Below are 15,887 nucleotides of genomic sequence, written 5' to 3' on the forward strand. Positions count from 1 at the left end.
CGTTTACCCTGTTCAGAAGCTCGAAAATGGCCATATTTTTCATTTTCGCAATGCTCTTAGGTGGCGCTTTACAGTTGACAAATGCTTACGGAGATACTTTTCTCCATGATTTTGCTACTGTAGATATTTACAAGGATACAATAGCGGTAAAGTACCCCGCTATTATTATGTCTATTTCACAAATTTCCGAAACGCTATTTATTTTGGCAATTCCTTTCTTCCTAAGAAGATTTGGAATAAAGCAAGTAATGTTTTTTAGTATGATTGCCTGGGTACTGCGCTTCGGCTTGTTTGCTTATGGAAATCCGGGTGATGGATTATGGATGATAATTTTATCGTGCATCGTATATGGAATGGCTTTCGACTTTTTCAATATTTCCGGTTCGCTGTTTGTTGAAACGCAAACTGATCCTGCAATAAGAGCAAGCGCACAAGGTTTATTTATGATGATGACCAACGGATTTGGTGCAGTGCTTGGCAGTTCTTTGAGCGGAATTATTATTCAAGAATATTTCACCAACGCCGACAACAGCAAGGATTGGCCTAGTATCTGGATAACTTTCGCTTTATATGCGTTGGTTATAGCAGTATTATTCATTATTCTTTTCAAACATAAACACGAGCCACAAGCAATAAAGAATGTGCATGCCGAGCCAATTCTTTCAGCAGAAAGATCATAAAGCTTCAAGCGCAAGCATACTTAAAGTACGCTATTGTGCTACTACTCCCAGTGTGCACGTGGGGCGCTATCGAAACGAGACGGTTTAACAATTGCAAAAGCTCGAACCATACGGTTCGGGCTTTTTTCTGCGCTATGTATAGCGTACTTTCCCAGCCATAAGCCTCTTCCTACACTATTCGCATCAGTATGCCCAAAGCTACCGCAGCTGCTCACCCGGTCGATAACCCGCCGGTTGCGGCCAATTTGCTGCCTATGTTCGAAACCGCTTACTATTTCCAGCCTAACACCTGGTTTTATCAGTCCTACGGCAAGCTCCCGCGGCGCCTCAACTTCCAGCTATCCAGCAAAGACGACCGTCAGAAGCTATTAGGACAGTTGGCGGAACTCTACGACCTCGAGGCCGCTACGGTGGCGCACGTCCGGGCCTACGAGAAATCGGAAACGGAGCCAGAGTTGGTGACGTATGCCTTGCTACTGGCCCCCGAACTCCTCTTATACATCGACGACCGGAGCGGCTACGGCGACCGGGGCGCCTTTGTATACTACTCCACCGCCACCGACAAAGCTGCCCTCGATCAGCTCCTAATGCAGCTCCAGGCCCTGTTGGAAATTGGCGAGCAAGAACGTCACCGGATTCATGTGCTGCGCTTAGCTTACAATGATCTGGAGTTCACGCCGCTCTCCATCAAAGTTCCGGAGCTGGACCTGAGCACGCACTACAACGACGATCTACTGCCAGTGCACGACATTATTGTCGAGCGTTTGCGCCAGCCGCAGGATAAGGGCATCGTTATTCTGCACGGTCCGCCCGGCACTGGCAAAACCAGTTACATCCGCCATTTGTGCGGCCTGCTCGACAAGCCCAAACTATTTATTCCGCCTAACCTCGCCGCGCGTATTGCCGACCCTGAGTTCATCAATTTGCTCCACGACAATACCAATTCCATCCTCATCATCGAGGATGCCGAAGAGTTGCTGTTGAAGCGCGAAGGCGGGCGGGGCGGCAGTGCCGTTAGCAACCTGCTCAACCTCTCCGATGGCTTGCTCGCCGACTGTTTTCACATCCAAGTGGTGTGCACCTTCAATACCGACTTGGCCCGTATCGACAACGCATTGTTGCGCAAAGGCCGCTTAATTGCCGCCTATCATTTTCAGCCGCTAGTGCAAGAAAAAGCACAGGCGCTAGCTACGGCACTCGGCCAGTCGGCGCCCGTAGATGGACCCCTGGCTCTCACCGACGTGTACAACCGTGATGCTCCGGCCTTTGATGCCGCATCCACCAACGGACGCATCGGCTTTGGGCAGGCCCGTTAGCTGTCGGCATAAAAAAGGTACATAAAAAGTCTGTTTCCAGTAAACAGAAAACCTCGCTTTGCAGCCTGCAAAGCGAGGTTTTCTATGTCGGAATCGAAAAGGTAGAACTAAGAGTTGGTATCTCCTCAAGTAAAATCAGATTCCAAGTTCGTAGCTTCAGCTATTTGCTTTTACGCCTAGAACTGTTCGTCAGGGCCGAAGAAGAAGCTGCCTTCAATCTGAGCGTTTTCGTCGGAGTCGGAGCCGTGCACGGCATTTGCTTCGATGCTTTTGGCGTACTTTTTCCGGATGGTACCTTCGGCCGCTTGGGCGGGGTTGGTAGCGCCAATAAGGGTGCGGAAATCAGCTACGGCGTTACCCTTTTCGAGAATGGCCGCTACAATGGCACCCGACGACATGTACTTCACTAAGTCGCCGTAGAAGGGGCGCTCCTTGTGCACTTCGTAGAACTGGCCGGCGCGCTCGGGAGTTAGCTTCACTTTCTTGAGCGCTACAATACGGAAACCACCCTCTTCAATCATGCTCAGAATACCACCAATGTGGTTGTCCTGCGTCGCGTCGGGCTTAATCATGGTGAACGTGCGGTTGGTGGCCATCTTATCTATGGGTTGGGTTGAAATGAAATTCCGCTTGGGAAGGCGCAAAGAGTTTGCGGGCGCAAAACTAGACGGTTTGGGCGGGAAGTTGCTAGCTACGCCAGAAGTTGAGCGCGAAACACCCTCCTGAAGTAAAGTAGATTGATGGTTTCTTAGCGCGGCAACGACCCTTGTTTATTACGAAGTCAGTAAATCCGACCTTCCTGCAGACCGCTGCAAAAATATTTCGCTCTTACTGCTACAGCAGAGCCAATGCAGCAAACGCTAAGGAGTGCTTTGCCGCAATTATTTCATTGAAAGCCGTGTTCTTTCAGTGGCAAAACAGTTGACAAACAAAATCTAAGGGTAATTCTTTTAGGAAATGACGAAGGCAGTATAGGTTTTCTAATCAGGCAATTACCTTCGCCGTTGCACCAAACCCAAACCTGTTTTGTTGGAACCCGGAATATTTCCGACTTTTGCCGCCTTGCTCCCGGCATAAATCCCCGAATTTCAGCCACCTATCAGTAGGCAATGTCCACAATCTCTGAGCTGCAGGAGCTGCTATCGCAACCCCGGCAAGTTTTTATCACCACTCACCACAAGCCCGATGCCGACGCTCTCGGCTCATCGTTGGGGCTGGCGGGTTACCTTCGCAAAAAAGGCCACACCGTAACCGTTGTCACGCCCTCCGACTACCCGGATTTCCTGGCGTGGATGCCGGGCAACAGCGACGTAATCGTGTATGATGCCCGCCGCAACGACGCGCAAGTGCGGGAAATAATTGGAACGGCTGAAGTGCTGTTCTGCCTGGACTTCTCGTGTCTGGGTCGCATCAATGAGATGGGCGAATACATCCGGCAGGCTCCCGGCACCAAGGTGCTCATCGACCACCACCAAGAGCCCGAGCAGTTTGCCGACCTCGACTTCTCGAACTCGAAAGCCGCCGCTACGGCCGAGCTGGTGTTTGAGGTGATCCGCGACATGGGCGACCAGCACCTGATCGACGCTGGCATCGGCGAGTGCCTCTACGCCGGCATCATGACCGATACGGGCTCGTTTCGGCACCCGAGCACCTCCCGCAACGTGCACCTCATCATTGCGGAGTTGCTCAACGCCGACATCAACCTCTCTGATGTGCACCGCCGCATCTACGACTCGCATTCTGAAACGCGGCTCCGTTTTCTGGGCTTCGTGCTCAAAGACAAGCTGCGGGTGCTGCGCGAATACAACACGGCGTACATCGCCATTACGCAGGCCGAGCTAAAAGAGTACGACTCGAAAACCGGTGACACCGAAGGGCTCGTAAATTTTGCGCTTAGCATCGAGGGTATTGTCTTCGCGGCCGTGCTCATCGACCGCGGGCAAGCCATCAAGATTTCTTTTCGCTCCGTTGGCGACTTTTCCGTGAGCAGTTTCTCGCGCGACCATTTCCAGGGTGGCGGCCACCACAACGCGGCGGGCGGCATTAGTTACGACTCGCTCGACAACACCGTGCAACGTTTCCTCGGTTTATTGCCTCAGTACCAGAGCCAACTGGTGACGGCCCCCCTGGCAGTTGCGCCGCCTACGGCGTAACTTGCCTTAAATTTCCTTTTCACCACCTTTCCCGCTTCATGCATTTGCATCGCAACATTCTAAGCTTGGCCCTGGCGGCCGGCGTCCTGAGCCTAGCCTCCTGCAACAAAGGCGGCGACTTCGCAAAAACCAAGTCTGGCATCGAGTACAAAGTCTTCAAAAACGAAGGCGGAAAATTCACCTCGCGTGAGGTGAGTGCCGAAGGCGACGCGACGTACAAAAGCCGGGTCGGCAAAATTCTGGCGCTGGACGTGGAATACCGCACCGCCAAAGACTCTATTCTATTCAATTCGCGCAAGCAGCAAATGGGCATTCCAATGCGTATTGAGTTGCAGGAAGTGAAGATTAAGGGCGGCCTGGAAGAAGCCATTGCCTTGCTGCAACCCGGCGACTCGGCCGTGTTCCGCTTCAACGTTGATACCATCTTCGCCAAGTCGTTTCGCCAGCCGGTGCCGCCTTTCATGAAGAAGGCTGGCAACACCATGACGATGCTGGTGAAAGCCCAGAAAGTACAGAGCCGCGAAGAAGCCATGGCCGACCAGCAAAAGGCGATGGTCGACCAGCAGCAGATGATGGTAGCGCACGCTGCCGAGCAGAGCAAGAAGGACGATGCGATTCTGCAAGACTACGTGAAGAAAAACAACCTGAACGTGCAGAAAGACACGTCGGGCGTGTATTACATGGTTACTTCTCCCGGCACTGGCCCGAAGCCTAAAACCGGCCAGACGGTATCGGTGAAGTATAAGGGCATGTTGCTGGACGGCAAAGTATTCGATTCGTCGGAGAAGGCGCCCAACAACGGCAAGCCAATTGATTTTGCTATTGGCGTAGGCCAAGTTATTCCGGGTTGGGACCGCGCGATTCCGCTGCTCAGCAAAGGCAGCAAAGCCACGCTGCTAATTCCGTCGCCGCTGGCCTATGGCCAGCGCGGCGCCGGTACCGACATCCCCGCTGACGCGCCGTTGCGCTTCGACGTGGAGTTGGTGGATGTGAAGAACCCCTAAGCACGCGCCGCGCCGGCAAGCCGGCGCGGCATTTTACCTTTTTGCCGCTTACTCTTATGAAAAACAGTTTCAAACGCTCTTTACTTTTCCGCATCGCTGCCATGCTGCTGGTCGTATCGGCTCCCGCCTTTTCAAGCTGCGAAAAGGACGATACCACGCAGGAAACAGCAGAAAAACGCGAGCAGGAGTATAAGATCATTGATGATGGCCTGATTCGGGCATATCTGACCCGCCACGGCATCACGGAGGGCTCGGGTATCAATCAGTATAAGCGCTTGAGTGACGCGACGAACGATGGAATCTATCTGGTGAGCCTATCCGAGGGGTCAGGCACGACCAACATAGTAAGTGGCAACCGGGTAGAAGTAAAATACGTGGGCCGCTTCCTGCGCGAAACCAACGAGACTACCGTGTTTGATAACTCCACCGAGAAAGGTATTCCTTGTGGCTGCTTTCCTGTAACTGTTGGGGCCGGAAGTGTTATCAAAGGATGGGACGAAGGACTGTTACAGATGAAGAAAGGCGACCGGAAACTGCTGCTGATTCCGTCTTACCTAGGATATGGTCCTGGCGGCCAACGAGATGCAAACGGTGCGCTTATATTTCCTGTTGATGAGCCACTGCTCTTCGATATGACGGTGCTAGACGTACGGTAAGCTGCTAGTATGGCAAGCTTGCGCAATTACTAGTGAGCGAGTTTGCTGCGTGAATTTGTTGTCGGCGGTGGCACAGGCCTAAACGGGTTTGGCCGCCGCCGATTCGTTTTTCAAACGGCTAGCTGGTAGGCGTCGCCTAACTAGATGCCCTAGGAGCCTTCAACTGAATAGCGATACACCAAAGCGGCGGCCCTTTCATATAAGTGCCTCGTTGGTTTTTTGACACCTCACTTCTACTAGCCTTTGTCTTGATGGGTCTGCCTAAGACAGTACCGAACAGGATGTCGGAATTTTGAATGCAAAGCTGCTCACTAACACAGAGCAACTCAAGGTTTTTTTTACCACTTATGCTTCCTCTACAGCGTTCTTTTCTGCTCCTGGTTGTTTTGTATGTCGCACTCGGGTTGGGCGGGCAGCGAGTACAGGCGCAAAACTTTGGCCGGACCACTTCCGGCATCGAGTACAAAATCTACCGCAACACCAACGGGCGTTACCTACTGCGCACCGACGTGAACCCGGCCGGCGACCCAACCTATTCTACCCGCGTGGGCAAAATCTTGGCCGCTCATCTTCAGTATCGTACCGCCAAGGATTCCTTGCTCTTCAACACGCGCAAAGAACTGATGGGCATACCCGCCCAACTGCCACTGACCGAGTTGAAGGTGCGCGGCGGCATAGAAGATGCCGTGGCGCTACTGCAACCCGGCGACTCGGCCGTGTTTCGTTTCAATGTTGATAGCGTGTTTGCTAAGTCGTTCCGCCAGCCGGTGCCGCCCTTCATGAAGAAGGCCGGCAACACCATGACGATGCTGGCGAAGGTTCAGAAAATAATGACGCAAGAAGAAGCGGCCGCCGACCAGCAGAAGATGGCGGAGCTAGCCCAGCAGAAAGCGGCGGCGGAAGCTGCCCGTCTTTTGCAGAAAGATGACCTTCAGATCCAGGCGTACTTGAAGAAGAACAACCTAAAAGGCTTAAAAACCACGGGGGGCACCTATTACGTTGTGACAAATCCTGGCACTGGTCCCAAGCCTCAAATTGGGCAAACCGTATCGGTGCTGTACAAAGGAATGCTGCTGGATGGCAAGGTCTTCGACTCGTCGGAGAAGCAGGGCGGGAAGCCGATATCTTTCGCACTGGGCGTTGGCCAAGTAATTCCTGGCTGGGATCAAGGCTTGGCTGCTCTCACCAAAGGCACCAAAGCCATTCTGCTTGTTCCTTCCTCCTTGGCTTATGGTTCCCGTGGCGCCGGCCCCGACATTCCAGCCAACGCCATTCTTCGCTTTGATGTGGAGTTGGTAGAAGTTAAGTAGCTAGTTAATACAACGAAGAGGGGGATATTCTGCTGCCGCGAATTGTGTGAGCAGAACGTCCCCCTCTCTATTTTACTGTATCCTACTTCTATCTATTCTGCTAGCACTTCCGACAAGATAGCCAGGGAGCGGACTTCGCCTAGTCGTTCGACGTGGAGTTGGTAGTAGCGGATAATCACGGCTAACAGTTCGCGCCGCACCCGCCCGTTGGGAATTGTGGTGCGGGCGGGGTCTTGCAGCAGTTCATCAAGGTACTGCTCGAATTCCTGTAGTCGCAGCACCATGGGGCCTCCTCCCTGCGCCGTTGGCACCGTAGCTGCAAAGGCTACTTGCGTGACGATTTCTTCCCCTTTCTCGACGCCAAAACCTAGGTAAGTGGCTAGATTGAGCAGAAAGTAGAGCGCGAAGTTTTCGTAGCCGCTCGTTTGCTGATCGAAGGCCAGTAGACTGTCGTGGAGAAAGTTGAATAGCGGCTCGTTTTCTTCTTCCTCCAGCACCGAATGGTTCAAAATTTCGGACAGCACGAGCGCCACGCTGCTCTTTTGTACGTCGTAGGGAATGCTACGGTAGGACTCGGCGCAACGGAACTCGGAGAGGCGCGTAAGGCCCCCGCTTCGGGAGGTGTAGGCCACTAATTCCAGCAGCGTAAGGGGCTGAAATAAGGCAATGCGCCCCGGTGGCTTGGCTTTACGCACCCCGTTCACAACGTAGCTTTGCACGCCAAGCCGCTCCGTATACACCCGCGCAATGATACTGGTCTCGCGGTACTTGATGTAGCTCAGTACGATACCGCGGGTTTTAATTAACATTATTTTGCTTGCTGATTTTTGATGCGTTGCTATGCTGCTGCTCTACTCTAGTATACTGGTTTCCTGGTGCGCCGAAAAACTAAGCGGCTGTTATCAATTCGCCTGTTTGATTGGTTTGCACAGTTGAAAGTCTGCCTATCAGCACGCCTATTTCTCCACTACGGCAATTTTGCTGATGCAGCCGTTTTTGCCGTCGGCGTCCGATGAGAGCACCAGATACACCCCCGACTGCACCTTGCGGCCATTATAGTCGGCGAGGTTCCAGATGACGCCCCCGCCCGTAGCCGTGGTCTGATACACGAGTTTGCCCGTCACGTCGGTGATTTTAACGATACCGTTGTTGGCCAAGCCCGTTACGCCCACCTGCCCGGTGAAGCTGGTGCGCACCGGGTTAGGCGATACTTTGGCGCAATCCTTCGGTACCCCCTCGGTTACGGTGGCCGAGCCACGGTACGACACCACGCCCGCATCCGTAGCAACAAATACCTCCCCCGTGCGGTCGTTTACCGCTATATCAATGATGCCATTAGAAGGTAGCGGGCTGTTCTCGGTGGTGAAGTGCAGCAGGCCTTCGTCGCCATTTTCACTGAACAGCCATAGCCCCCGTTCGGTGCCAAACCACTTGCGGTTAGCTCCATCCACGGCTAAGGCTTTCACTACGTCGTTTTCGAGAGCGGAAAATCCTGTTCCTTCTCCGCGCTGCACTAAGGGTTTAGCGAAAGTAGCGGTACTCCCGGCTACAAACGCCGAGCTAGGATCATCCAAATAGGCTATTCCTTTGCCAGTAGCCACCCATATAGCGCCTTTGCGGTCCTTGGCCATAGCCCATACCGCATTGGAGGGTAGCCCGCCATTGTCGGCGGTGAAGTGTAGGGGTTGCGTTTTCGAGACGTCATCATAAGCAAAAATTCCCGCCCCTCTCCGAAACTGCGAAACCCACACGCCGCCGAAATCATCCAGCACAAGCCGGTTAAGGTCGTTCAGGGTGTTAAACGGAATAGTGCGCCACGTATCCGTGCTGGGCGTGAGCACATGCAAGCTGGGCCCAGGACGCAACGTATGGCGGGTTGACACCCATATGTCACCGTTGGTAGCCTCGGCTACATCCATCACCCGCGTATACAAGGGATTATCAGCAAATTCGCTTACTAATTGTACGCCCGGCATTCCGGCTAGGTATTGCTTGAAATCACCCGGACCTTTCCACCGCAATAGCCCCCCTCCATAGCTAGCAATGTAGAGTGTGCCGTCGGCGGCCCTAGTACCCCTAATCAGGTCCTTGATGTCGGGGAATTGGGTGGTGCTGGGGAAGTTTTCCTTGGTGTAGTTGGTCCATTTTCCATCCTTGTACTCGTAGAATCCTTTCTTATAATCTCGTTGTGGAGTGTCTTCCGTGAAGCCCCCACTGAATATGTTCACTGTATTGGTGCGGGCATCAGCCAGCAAACCAAATGAAGTTGCTTCCTGCGGGGCGTTATTGACGAAGGCCTCGAAGTTCTGCCGGTCGGTGGTTTTGAGCAAGCCGCGCTGGTAGTCAGCTATGTAGAAAGCTCCGTCGCGCGAACTAAGAGCGGCCTGCGGAAAAGTAACAGATCCGGCACCAGCCAAGGCGCTCAGCGTGTTGGCCGGACTTAAGATGGACACTTTCTGGTCGGCCGTAATCAGCAAACCAGCTCTGGAGGCTGTCAGGTTTTGGTATTGACCAGCGTAAACACTGTAAATTGGTTCCCACGTCCTGCCCGATACATACCGCTGCGGATTGCTGAAGTTACGGCCCGCATAAGCTTGGCCGTTATAGGTGGCTAGCGTTCGGTAGGCATTGTTGGCGTCGGGCAAATCCAGGTTCCAGTTGCGGTAGTTGGCCTGATCGGCGGTTAGGCTTGCACGCAAAACGCCTTTATCGGTAGCCAGGAACAGAAAGCCGTTGGCTACGGTGCTGGCGTAAGCCTTTACCGCTGCCCCCAGTGGACCGATATTCGTGAACGTGTCGCGCACTTCCAGCTTGGTCATATCCAGCACTACCAAGCCAAAGTCGCAGGACAAGTAGGCAAAGCGGCCGTTAAACGAAATATGATTGATGGTTTTGGTGCCCGCTATCTGCTTGCGCTGAATATCGTTGATGTTACGGATGCGGGTCCCGTCGGCACTCAACAGGTCGAGGTTGGCATCCCGGTAGGCTACCAGCACTTGCTGGCTCACCGAATCGTAGGCGACGGTGTTGACGCCCACCCCGTTGAGACCGTCGCGGCGCGAGAGCAGCGTAGTGGTATTAGTTTCCTTGTCGAAGTAAAAGAAGGCGTCTTCGGCCGCTACGTAGATACGCTGGCCGGCGTCGGCCATCATCTTCGCGCGGTTGTTGGGCAGGTGTAATTGCCAATCGCCGAAGCCCGCTGTACTTTGAGCGTGCAGCGCAGTGGGCCCGAGCAGAAGTGGAATCACTAATAAGAGAGCCGTATGGCGCAACGTGCGTAGCAGAAGAATCATAGAGGAAAGATAAAGAGCGACTAGGCTATAGAACGGTTATTTCAACATTGCGCGCAACGAGCGGCGAGAAGATGGAAGCTTGGTTAGAGAACAATCTTCCCCCGGATTCCTCCCGCCGTTTGAAGTGCGGAACAACCGTTCAACGCCCGAGCCTGGTATTTAGTGTTTGCGCTGTCCCGTGGCTTCAATTCCCGATTTCTGCTGCATGCCGCTCAAAAAGCAGGGCCGGCAGCGGGCTTCATACGCATCCGTTTCGCCGAGCAGTATCTTGTCTTCGGAAGCCGCCACCCGAAACGAGTAGGAAGCTATTTCGCCGCAACACACGCAGACCGCGTGCACTTTGGTTACGAATTCGGCAACGGCCATCAGGGCCGGTATGGGACCGAAAGGACGACCCTGGAAATCCATGTCGAGGCCGGCCACAATGACGCGGGTGCCCCGGTTGGCTAGCTGCACACACACTTCCACCAGGCTCTCATCGAAGAACTGGGCTTCGTCGATGCCCACCACGTCGGAGCCGCTGGCGAGCAGCAGCATTTCCTGCGCCAGCGGCACCGGCGTCGAGCGGATACTGTTGGCGTTGTGCGACACCACGTTTTCGATGTGGTAGCGGGTATCGAGGGCGGGCTTGAAGATTTCCACCCGCTGCCGGGCTATTTTGGCGCGGTTGAGCCGGCGAATTAGCTCTTCGGTTTTACCGGAGAACATCGAGCCGCACACCACTTCAATCCAGCCCCGGCGGGGTACGTCGCGGCCATGGCCGCCGCGGGGTTCAATAAACAACGTCGTTGGGCGTAACTGAGTGACAAAGTAATTGAGCGAGGTATTTAGGGGTCTTTCGAGCCTCTAAGCCTTCAGCTTGACAGCCCAAATTACAACTTTACTGCCGGAAGCCACCACCACTTTTCCTCGGTTTCCCACCTTCGGCACGCTATAACTCAGGTAGTCAGCCACTCCGTTACGCAACTACATACTGCATGTGCGGCAACTTGGTGGCTTCCGGCACGCGCCCAATCACGACGCCTTCGGGGAGGTAAGTTTGGCAGGTGAGGCGCTCGTTTTCCTGCAAGCGGTTGGCGGCTCGGTAGCGCAACTCGGCCGCGGTAGGGGGCGTTAGGGCATCGGCGCCACTCACCAGAATAATGCGGCAGGTGGTGCAGCGGCCTTTGGCGCCGCAGGCATGCATCCAGTCGTAGCCGGCGGCTTGTAGCGCTGCCAGCAGCGTACTACCGCTGGGTACTGGCACGGTGGCGGGCAGGTTTTGCACGGTGAGCGTAGGCATTTTCCTTAACTTTCAGGCCTGAATCTGGCTTTCCAATGAACGACAAATATAGTACGACCCTACGCGAAGATTATGGCCGCAAGCTAGCCGCCCACCTCTGCGACCAGCATTTCGGCGCCCGCCCCACCGCTACACTCGACGGGCCAGCGGTGCTTAATTTCACTGCTATCCGGCAAGTGAACCTGTTTGTGGTGCAGCAACTGCTCACGCAGTGGAAACAGGAAGTAGCGCGCCTACGCAGCCCTTATTTCGACTTTGAAGCAGATGATGTGCGCACGGCCCTCACCCAATTCATGAACGTTCTTTCGCGCCGCATCAAGCTCAGCCGCCCGACTTTCGAGCCGCTGCTTGCGCGCGCCGTGGCCGATACACTGGCGGCGGTCCAAGACCCAGCCGAAACCTTTGATGACAAGCTGCTCGACCGTCAGCCCACCACTACCACAACCCAGTTGCGCGATGCCCTCCGCTACCTCGACCTCAACAAGCCACTCTACCAGGGCTTTGTTGATACGCTGTCGGCTGAGGGTGTGCTGGAACGGGCAAACCTGCTGAAGCAGTTCGGCCTGCACCAGGAAGCCAACAAGCCGTTGCAACACCCATTATCTGTGCTGGTAGCGGAGTTTAACGAGTTGCTGCCCTTGCGGGAAGATGACTTACACGCCACTGCTGTCGTTCCGGCTACAACCGCGGCTCCCGCAGAGCCTGCTGCTACGGCGCCCCTGGTTGCGGCACCAGCGCCCGAGCCAATCCGAACGGCGGCTGTGCCTACGCCAGAACCGGAAAAACTCGCGGCAAAGCCCGCCTTGGCACCCGAAGGTGAACCGGCTGCGGCATTGGAAGTAGCGGCCAAAACGGAGGCTCCATCGACGGTAGTACCGCTCTACGAGAAGTTGAAGGCGAACCAGCCGACTGGGCAAACGCTAAGTGAAACTCTTCGTCCCGAGCGCCCGGCGGCTACACTGGCCGAGCAGGCACCGAAGGTGGAAACCTTGCGGGAGGCAATTTCTATCAATCAACGCTTCAGCTTTATCAACGAGCTGTTTGGGGGGGAGAATATGGAATATCACGCCGCTATTCAGCACCTCGATACTTTGCCCGACGCCGAATCGGCCAGGCGCTACGTAAGCCAACAGCTAGCTAGCAAGTACGACTGGACTCGCAAAGACGAGCACGTAAACAAGCTGCTGAAGCTGATAGACCGAAAGTTCGCCTGACCCCAACCCCAGGCAAAGCACTGAGGTAAACTAAAGAACGTCATGCTGGGGCAAGCTCAGCATGACGTTCTTTGTTTTCAAGTATGTTCATAGTAGGCCTTCCGCCGAGGGCGGAGTTCTCACTTTTAAAGCTTCTGGTGGTGTTCGAAACAATAGGTAAGTCGCGGTGGCGGGAGTTGGCGCTGGTATATCTGTTGGCGCTGGGCGTATTAGCCGGACCGGCCTACACAATGTACGTGCACTATGATTTCTCGCACTCCCAGGATACGCGCAGCTACCTGCGCATGGCCCGCGGCGAGTTTGCGGATGTGAACGTGACGCGGCGCTACCGGGTGCTGGTGCCGGCCGCTGCGGCTGCCATTGCCTGGCCGCTCGAACAAGTGTATGCCCGCATCTGGCCCCAGCGCGCCACCACCGATTGGCCGCTCCGGCTTGCCTTCTACCTACTCAATACGCTGCTCATGGCCGGGGCAGGGCTGATTCTGTACGAAACCTGCTGCTTATATGGCGCTTCGGCCGCGGCGGCGGCACTGGCCGTAGTCGCCGTGCTGTGCAGCCGCTGGGCCGTGTACACGAGCGGGCTGCCTCTCGTTGATAGCCTGTATATCCTGGTGTTTGCGCTGGCTTTTTATGCAGCCCGTAGTGGATCGGGGGCGGCGCTAGCGTGGGCGTTGCTGCTAGGGTGGCTGGCCAAGGAGTCGTTTGTGTTTCTGGTGCCCTGGTTGCTGGTGTTTGGCCGCCGAGCGCTCCGGTGGCCGGTGCAGCTGGCGTGGTTGCTTCTGGGCGCGGCATTGGCCTTTGGCATTCGGTACTGGGTTGACACCCGCATTGGCGCTCCACCCGCTGAGAGTGTGCAGAATGCCCTTAGTCATTTTGAAAACCTGGGTTATTCGTTGCGCCGTTTGCTTTCGGTGAAAGGAGCAGGCGAACTATTCAGCGTGTTCGGCTTTTTCTGGCTGGCGTTGCTGCTAGGCTGGCGCCGGGGGCAGATGCCTAGCTGGGTTACGCACTTAGGGTGGCCAGGTGGGGCATTTGTAGCCGTAGTGGTAGTGCACATGCTTCTTTCCGGCGACTTAGGCCGCATGGGCTTCTTGGCAGCGCCAATTTTTGCGGTGGCTTTTGCGCTTGTGCTCACCCAGCAGCTAGGCATCAACCAGTTAGGCAAGCCATAGCGCTAAGTATAGGCTTGGAGCTCAAGAGAATACCATTGGGTTGCCCGGCTGCGCTGGTCGAAGCATTTGGCTAGCGTGGTAGACTCAGTTAGCACTACAACATCAGCACGCAAGATGCTTCGCCCAGCAGAGCAGGACGGTCTAGAATATGTATTGAACTCTAAACCATCTCTTCAATAGCTTACTTACCTGATTTCAGTTAGATAGATAGGGCCGAAAGACGTTGGAAAAGAATCGATGCGGGCCAGGTGAAAGCCAGCCACCAACTGCCGTTGCGCTTCGTCGCCTCCTTGGGTGAGACGGGCGCGGTCGAATAAATTAGGGCCGCCGAGGGCGTCGGTGTACACGGGTTGCCCGGCTGCCCGGCGAGCGGCCAGCCACGCCCGGAAACGTGCTGGCGACTGCCCTGGCCGCTGCACCAAGAGCGCAGGTGCGGGCAGTACATTGAGGGGGCCAATAGCCTGCCCGGTGTTGTAATGGAACTGGTTCAGAACCAGATTAGGGTCTGCTAGCAGCCACCACGCGGCGGGCTCTTGTTGGATCCGGGCGAGCAGCGGCGCGGTGTTGGTGAGGCGCAGCGCATGGGCTGGCAACAAACCGAACGTGAGGTTCCAGAGCAGCAACGAAGCACCTGCCCACGGCAAAGCGGTGCTTACCCCCGGCAAGCTCACCAGCAATAGCGCCAGCAAGGCCGGTATCATCACCATAAACTCGGCATTGCCTTCTGCCCAAACCGCACACCCCACCTGCAGAACCAAAGCCAGCAAATGCGTACGCCAAAACAGTTGCTTGGGGGCTACCGTTGAAGCAGGCAAACCTTTCGGAACGTTCCCTGGAAATGTGGCCGCACTTGTTTGGCGAGTTTGCCACAGTTTCCGGACCGCCAGCAGCATCAGCCCCACACTCAGCAGTGCCAACCCACCTAGCGCCGGCCAGCGCTTCAGCAGCGCCAGCGTGGAGCCGTGCACTTGCCCAAACGTGCGAATCAAATTGATAATCGTTAGCAGCAACGTCTGGCCCGAGGGCCGCGCCCCGGCATGCCCTGCGTACAAGTCGTGAAATACAAAGCGCCAAAAAGCCAGGGGCGTGAAAGGCAGCTTCCAGCTAGGCATAGCCGCGGCGTAAGCTAGCGGTACAAGTAGCGCAGGCAACCCGTATAAACTTACCTTTCGCCAGCGGCCAACAGGACCCGCAGCCACCACACCTATCAGCAGCGCCAGCCACCAAAACGCATGAATTTGGTGGAGCAGCGCGGCAGCAGCGGCCCACGCACCAGCCATCAGCCACTGCCGATTTTTATCTTCCTCAATAGCTCGCGCCCAACTCCGACTGGCCAACAGGGAAAGCAGCAGGGGCAGGATGTACGTCTCGTTTTCAGTGGCGAAGCGGAGCATACCGAAGCTACTGCCTACTAGCAGCAGCCACCCCGTAACCGGCGCAGCAGTGCCGCCTAGCCGGCGCAGCAAGTCCCACAGTGCCAGCAGGCAGCCGCCAAACGCCAGTGCGTTAAGAACCTTGAGGGCCGCCAGCACATCTACTCCCGTTGGCAACACGCGTAGCCACAGCCAACCCACGGCGTTGTAGAGCAAATGGTGTGGCTGAAACAGTTCGTGGCCGTGCCGGACGCAGGCGGCATAGTACCAGGCATCAAGCGTGGAGTTGCGGGTAGGCAGCAGCAAACACAGCCCCGTCAATAACCCAACAACTGTCCATTCCGCACGCTTGGAATGACTAGTACCTAAAGGCGCGGCAACGGCAGAGGAAGCAAGTAGCAAGGATAGCGGCGCAAAGTAGAAGGGAAAGCAGC

The 15,887-nt window shown here is 55.4% G+C and carries 14 protein-coding genes; 8 read left to right on the plus strand and 6 right to left on the minus strand.

The annotated features are described in order from the left end of the window. Both ACFE7X_RS16575 and ACFE7X_RS16580 read left to right on the plus strand, forming a co-directional pair. A partial coding sequence (locus ACFE7X_RS16575; RefSeq protein WP_375436800.1) for an MFS transporter occupies window positions 1-680 on the plus strand: 680 nt, incomplete at its 5' end. A gap of 188 nt (window positions 681-868) precedes the next feature. Further along, window positions 869-1,996, plus strand: coding sequence for an AAA family ATPase (locus ACFE7X_RS16580; RefSeq protein WP_375436801.1), 1,128 nt, complete (start codon window positions 869-871; stop codon window positions 1,994-1,996). Window positions 1,997-2,172: 176 nt separating this feature from the next. Here the strand turns inward: ACFE7X_RS16580 and ACFE7X_RS16585 are convergent, their stop codons facing one another. Then, entirely contained in the window at window positions 2,173-2,592 is a 420-nt protein-coding gene (locus ACFE7X_RS16585) for a nucleoside-diphosphate kinase (RefSeq protein WP_375436802.1), read from the minus strand. A gap of 513 nt (window positions 2,593-3,105) precedes the next feature. Here ACFE7X_RS16585 and ACFE7X_RS16590 point away from each other — a divergent pair. The 4 genes from ACFE7X_RS16590 (at window position 3,106) to ACFE7X_RS16605 (ending at window position 7,119) form a co-directional block, all read left to right on the plus strand. Continuing rightward, window positions 3,106-4,149 (plus strand): bifunctional oligoribonuclease/PAP phosphatase NrnA, encoded by a 1,044-nt coding sequence (locus ACFE7X_RS16590; protein WP_375436803.1) that lies wholly within the window; start codon window positions 3,106-3,108, stop codon window positions 4,147-4,149. A gap of 38 nt (window positions 4,150-4,187) precedes the next feature. Beyond that, window positions 4,188-5,153 carry an FKBP-type peptidyl-prolyl cis-trans isomerase gene (locus ACFE7X_RS16595; RefSeq protein WP_375436804.1) on the plus strand — a complete coding sequence of 322 codons (966 nt, stop codon included), beginning with the start codon at window positions 4,188-4,190 and terminating at the stop codon, window positions 5,151-5,153. A gap of 56 nt (window positions 5,154-5,209) precedes the next feature. Then, complete coding sequence (locus ACFE7X_RS16600) at window positions 5,210-5,809, plus strand: FKBP-type peptidyl-prolyl cis-trans isomerase (protein ID WP_375436805.1); 600 nt, start codon at window positions 5,210-5,212, stop codon at window positions 5,807-5,809. Window positions 5,810-6,156: 347 nt separating this feature from the next. After that, complete coding sequence (locus ACFE7X_RS16605) at window positions 6,157-7,119, plus strand: FKBP-type peptidyl-prolyl cis-trans isomerase (protein ID WP_375436806.1); 963 nt, start codon at window positions 6,157-6,159, stop codon at window positions 7,117-7,119. A 92-nt stretch (window positions 7,120-7,211) separates the two neighbouring features. Here ACFE7X_RS16605 and recO read toward each other — a convergent pair whose 3' ends face one another. The 4 genes from recO to ACFE7X_RS16625 form a co-directional block, all read right to left on the minus strand. Next, a complete protein-coding gene (gene recO / locus ACFE7X_RS16610; protein ID WP_375436807.1) occupies window positions 7,212-7,928 on the minus strand; it encodes a DNA repair protein RecO in 717 nt (238 codons plus the stop codon). A gap of 147 nt (window positions 7,929-8,075) precedes the next feature. Further along, window positions 8,076-10,412, minus strand: a complete 2,337-nt coding sequence (locus ACFE7X_RS16615) for a two-component regulator propeller domain-containing protein (protein WP_375436808.1) — start codon at window positions 10,410-10,412, stop codon at window positions 8,076-8,078. Between the two features lie 159 nt (window positions 10,413-10,571). Then, window positions 10,572-11,195, minus strand: a complete 624-nt coding sequence (locus ACFE7X_RS16620) for a thymidine kinase (RefSeq protein ID WP_375436809.1) — start codon at window positions 11,193-11,195, stop codon at window positions 10,572-10,574. Window positions 11,196-11,370: 175 nt separating this feature from the next. Further along, the gene (locus ACFE7X_RS16625) at window positions 11,371-11,694 is read right to left on the minus strand and encodes a 2Fe-2S iron-sulfur cluster-binding protein (protein ID WP_375436810.1); all 324 of its coding nucleotides are present in this window, start codon (window positions 11,692-11,694) and stop codon (window positions 11,371-11,373) included. A 35-nt stretch (window positions 11,695-11,729) separates the two neighbouring features. Here ACFE7X_RS16625 and ACFE7X_RS16630 point away from each other — a divergent pair, with 35 nt between their 5' ends. Next, window positions 11,730-12,908 carry a hypothetical protein gene (locus ACFE7X_RS16630; RefSeq protein WP_375436811.1) on the plus strand — a complete coding sequence of 393 codons (1,179 nt, stop codon included), beginning with the start codon at window positions 11,730-11,732 and terminating at the stop codon, window positions 12,906-12,908. A 140-nt stretch (window positions 12,909-13,048) separates the two neighbouring features. Further along, window positions 13,049-14,080 (plus strand): hypothetical protein, encoded by a 1,032-nt coding sequence (locus tag ACFE7X_RS16635; RefSeq protein ID WP_375436812.1) that lies wholly within the window; start codon window positions 13,049-13,051, stop codon window positions 14,078-14,080. 185 nt (window positions 14,081-14,265) lie between these two features. Here the strand turns inward: ACFE7X_RS16635 and ACFE7X_RS16640 are convergent, their stop codons facing one another. Next, on the minus strand, window positions 14,266-15,855 hold the full coding sequence (locus ACFE7X_RS16640) for a glycosyltransferase family 39 protein (protein WP_375436813.1): 1,590 nt from the start codon (window positions 15,853-15,855) through the stop codon (window positions 14,266-14,268). Between the last annotated feature and the right edge of the window lie 32 nt (window positions 15,856-15,887).

The sequence above is a fragment of the uncultured Hymenobacter sp. genome (genome assembly GCF_964242765.1).
In the GTDB taxonomy this organism is placed as follows: Bacteria; Bacteroidota; Bacteroidia; order Cytophagales; family Hymenobacteraceae; genus Hymenobacter.

Coding starts and splice junctions, on each gene's coding strand:
- ACFE7X_RS16590 (WP_375436803.1), top strand. CDS start 3,106: ATGTCCACAATCTCTGAGCTGCAGGAGCTGCTATCGCAACCCCGGCAA.
- ACFE7X_RS16600 (WP_375436805.1), top strand. CDS start 5,210: ATGAAAAACAGTTTCAAACGCTCTTTACTTTTCCGCATCGCTGCCATG.
- recO (WP_375436807.1), bottom strand. CDS start 7,928: ATGTTAATTAAAACCCGCGGTATCGTACTGAGCTACATCAAGTACCGC.
- ACFE7X_RS16580 (WP_375436801.1), top strand. CDS start 869: ATGCCCAAAGCTACCGCAGCTGCTCACCCGGTCGATAACCCGCCGGTT.
- ACFE7X_RS16625 (WP_375436810.1), bottom strand. CDS start 11,694: ATGCCTACGCTCACCGTGCAAAACCTGCCCGCCACCGTGCCAGTACCC.
- ACFE7X_RS16595 (WP_375436804.1), top strand. CDS start 4,188: ATGCATTTGCATCGCAACATTCTAAGCTTGGCCCTGGCGGCCGGCGTC.
- ACFE7X_RS16615 (WP_375436808.1), bottom strand. CDS start 10,412: ATGATTCTTCTGCTACGCACGTTGCGCCATACGGCTCTCTTATTAGTG.
- ACFE7X_RS16605 (WP_375436806.1), top strand. CDS start 6,157: ATGCTTCCTCTACAGCGTTCTTTTCTGCTCCTGGTTGTTTTGTATGTC.
- ACFE7X_RS16630 (WP_375436811.1), top strand. CDS start 11,730: ATGAACGACAAATATAGTACGACCCTACGCGAAGATTATGGCCGCAAG.
- ACFE7X_RS16585 (WP_375436802.1), bottom strand. CDS start 2,592: ATGGCCACCAACCGCACGTTCACCATGATTAAGCCCGACGCGACGCAG.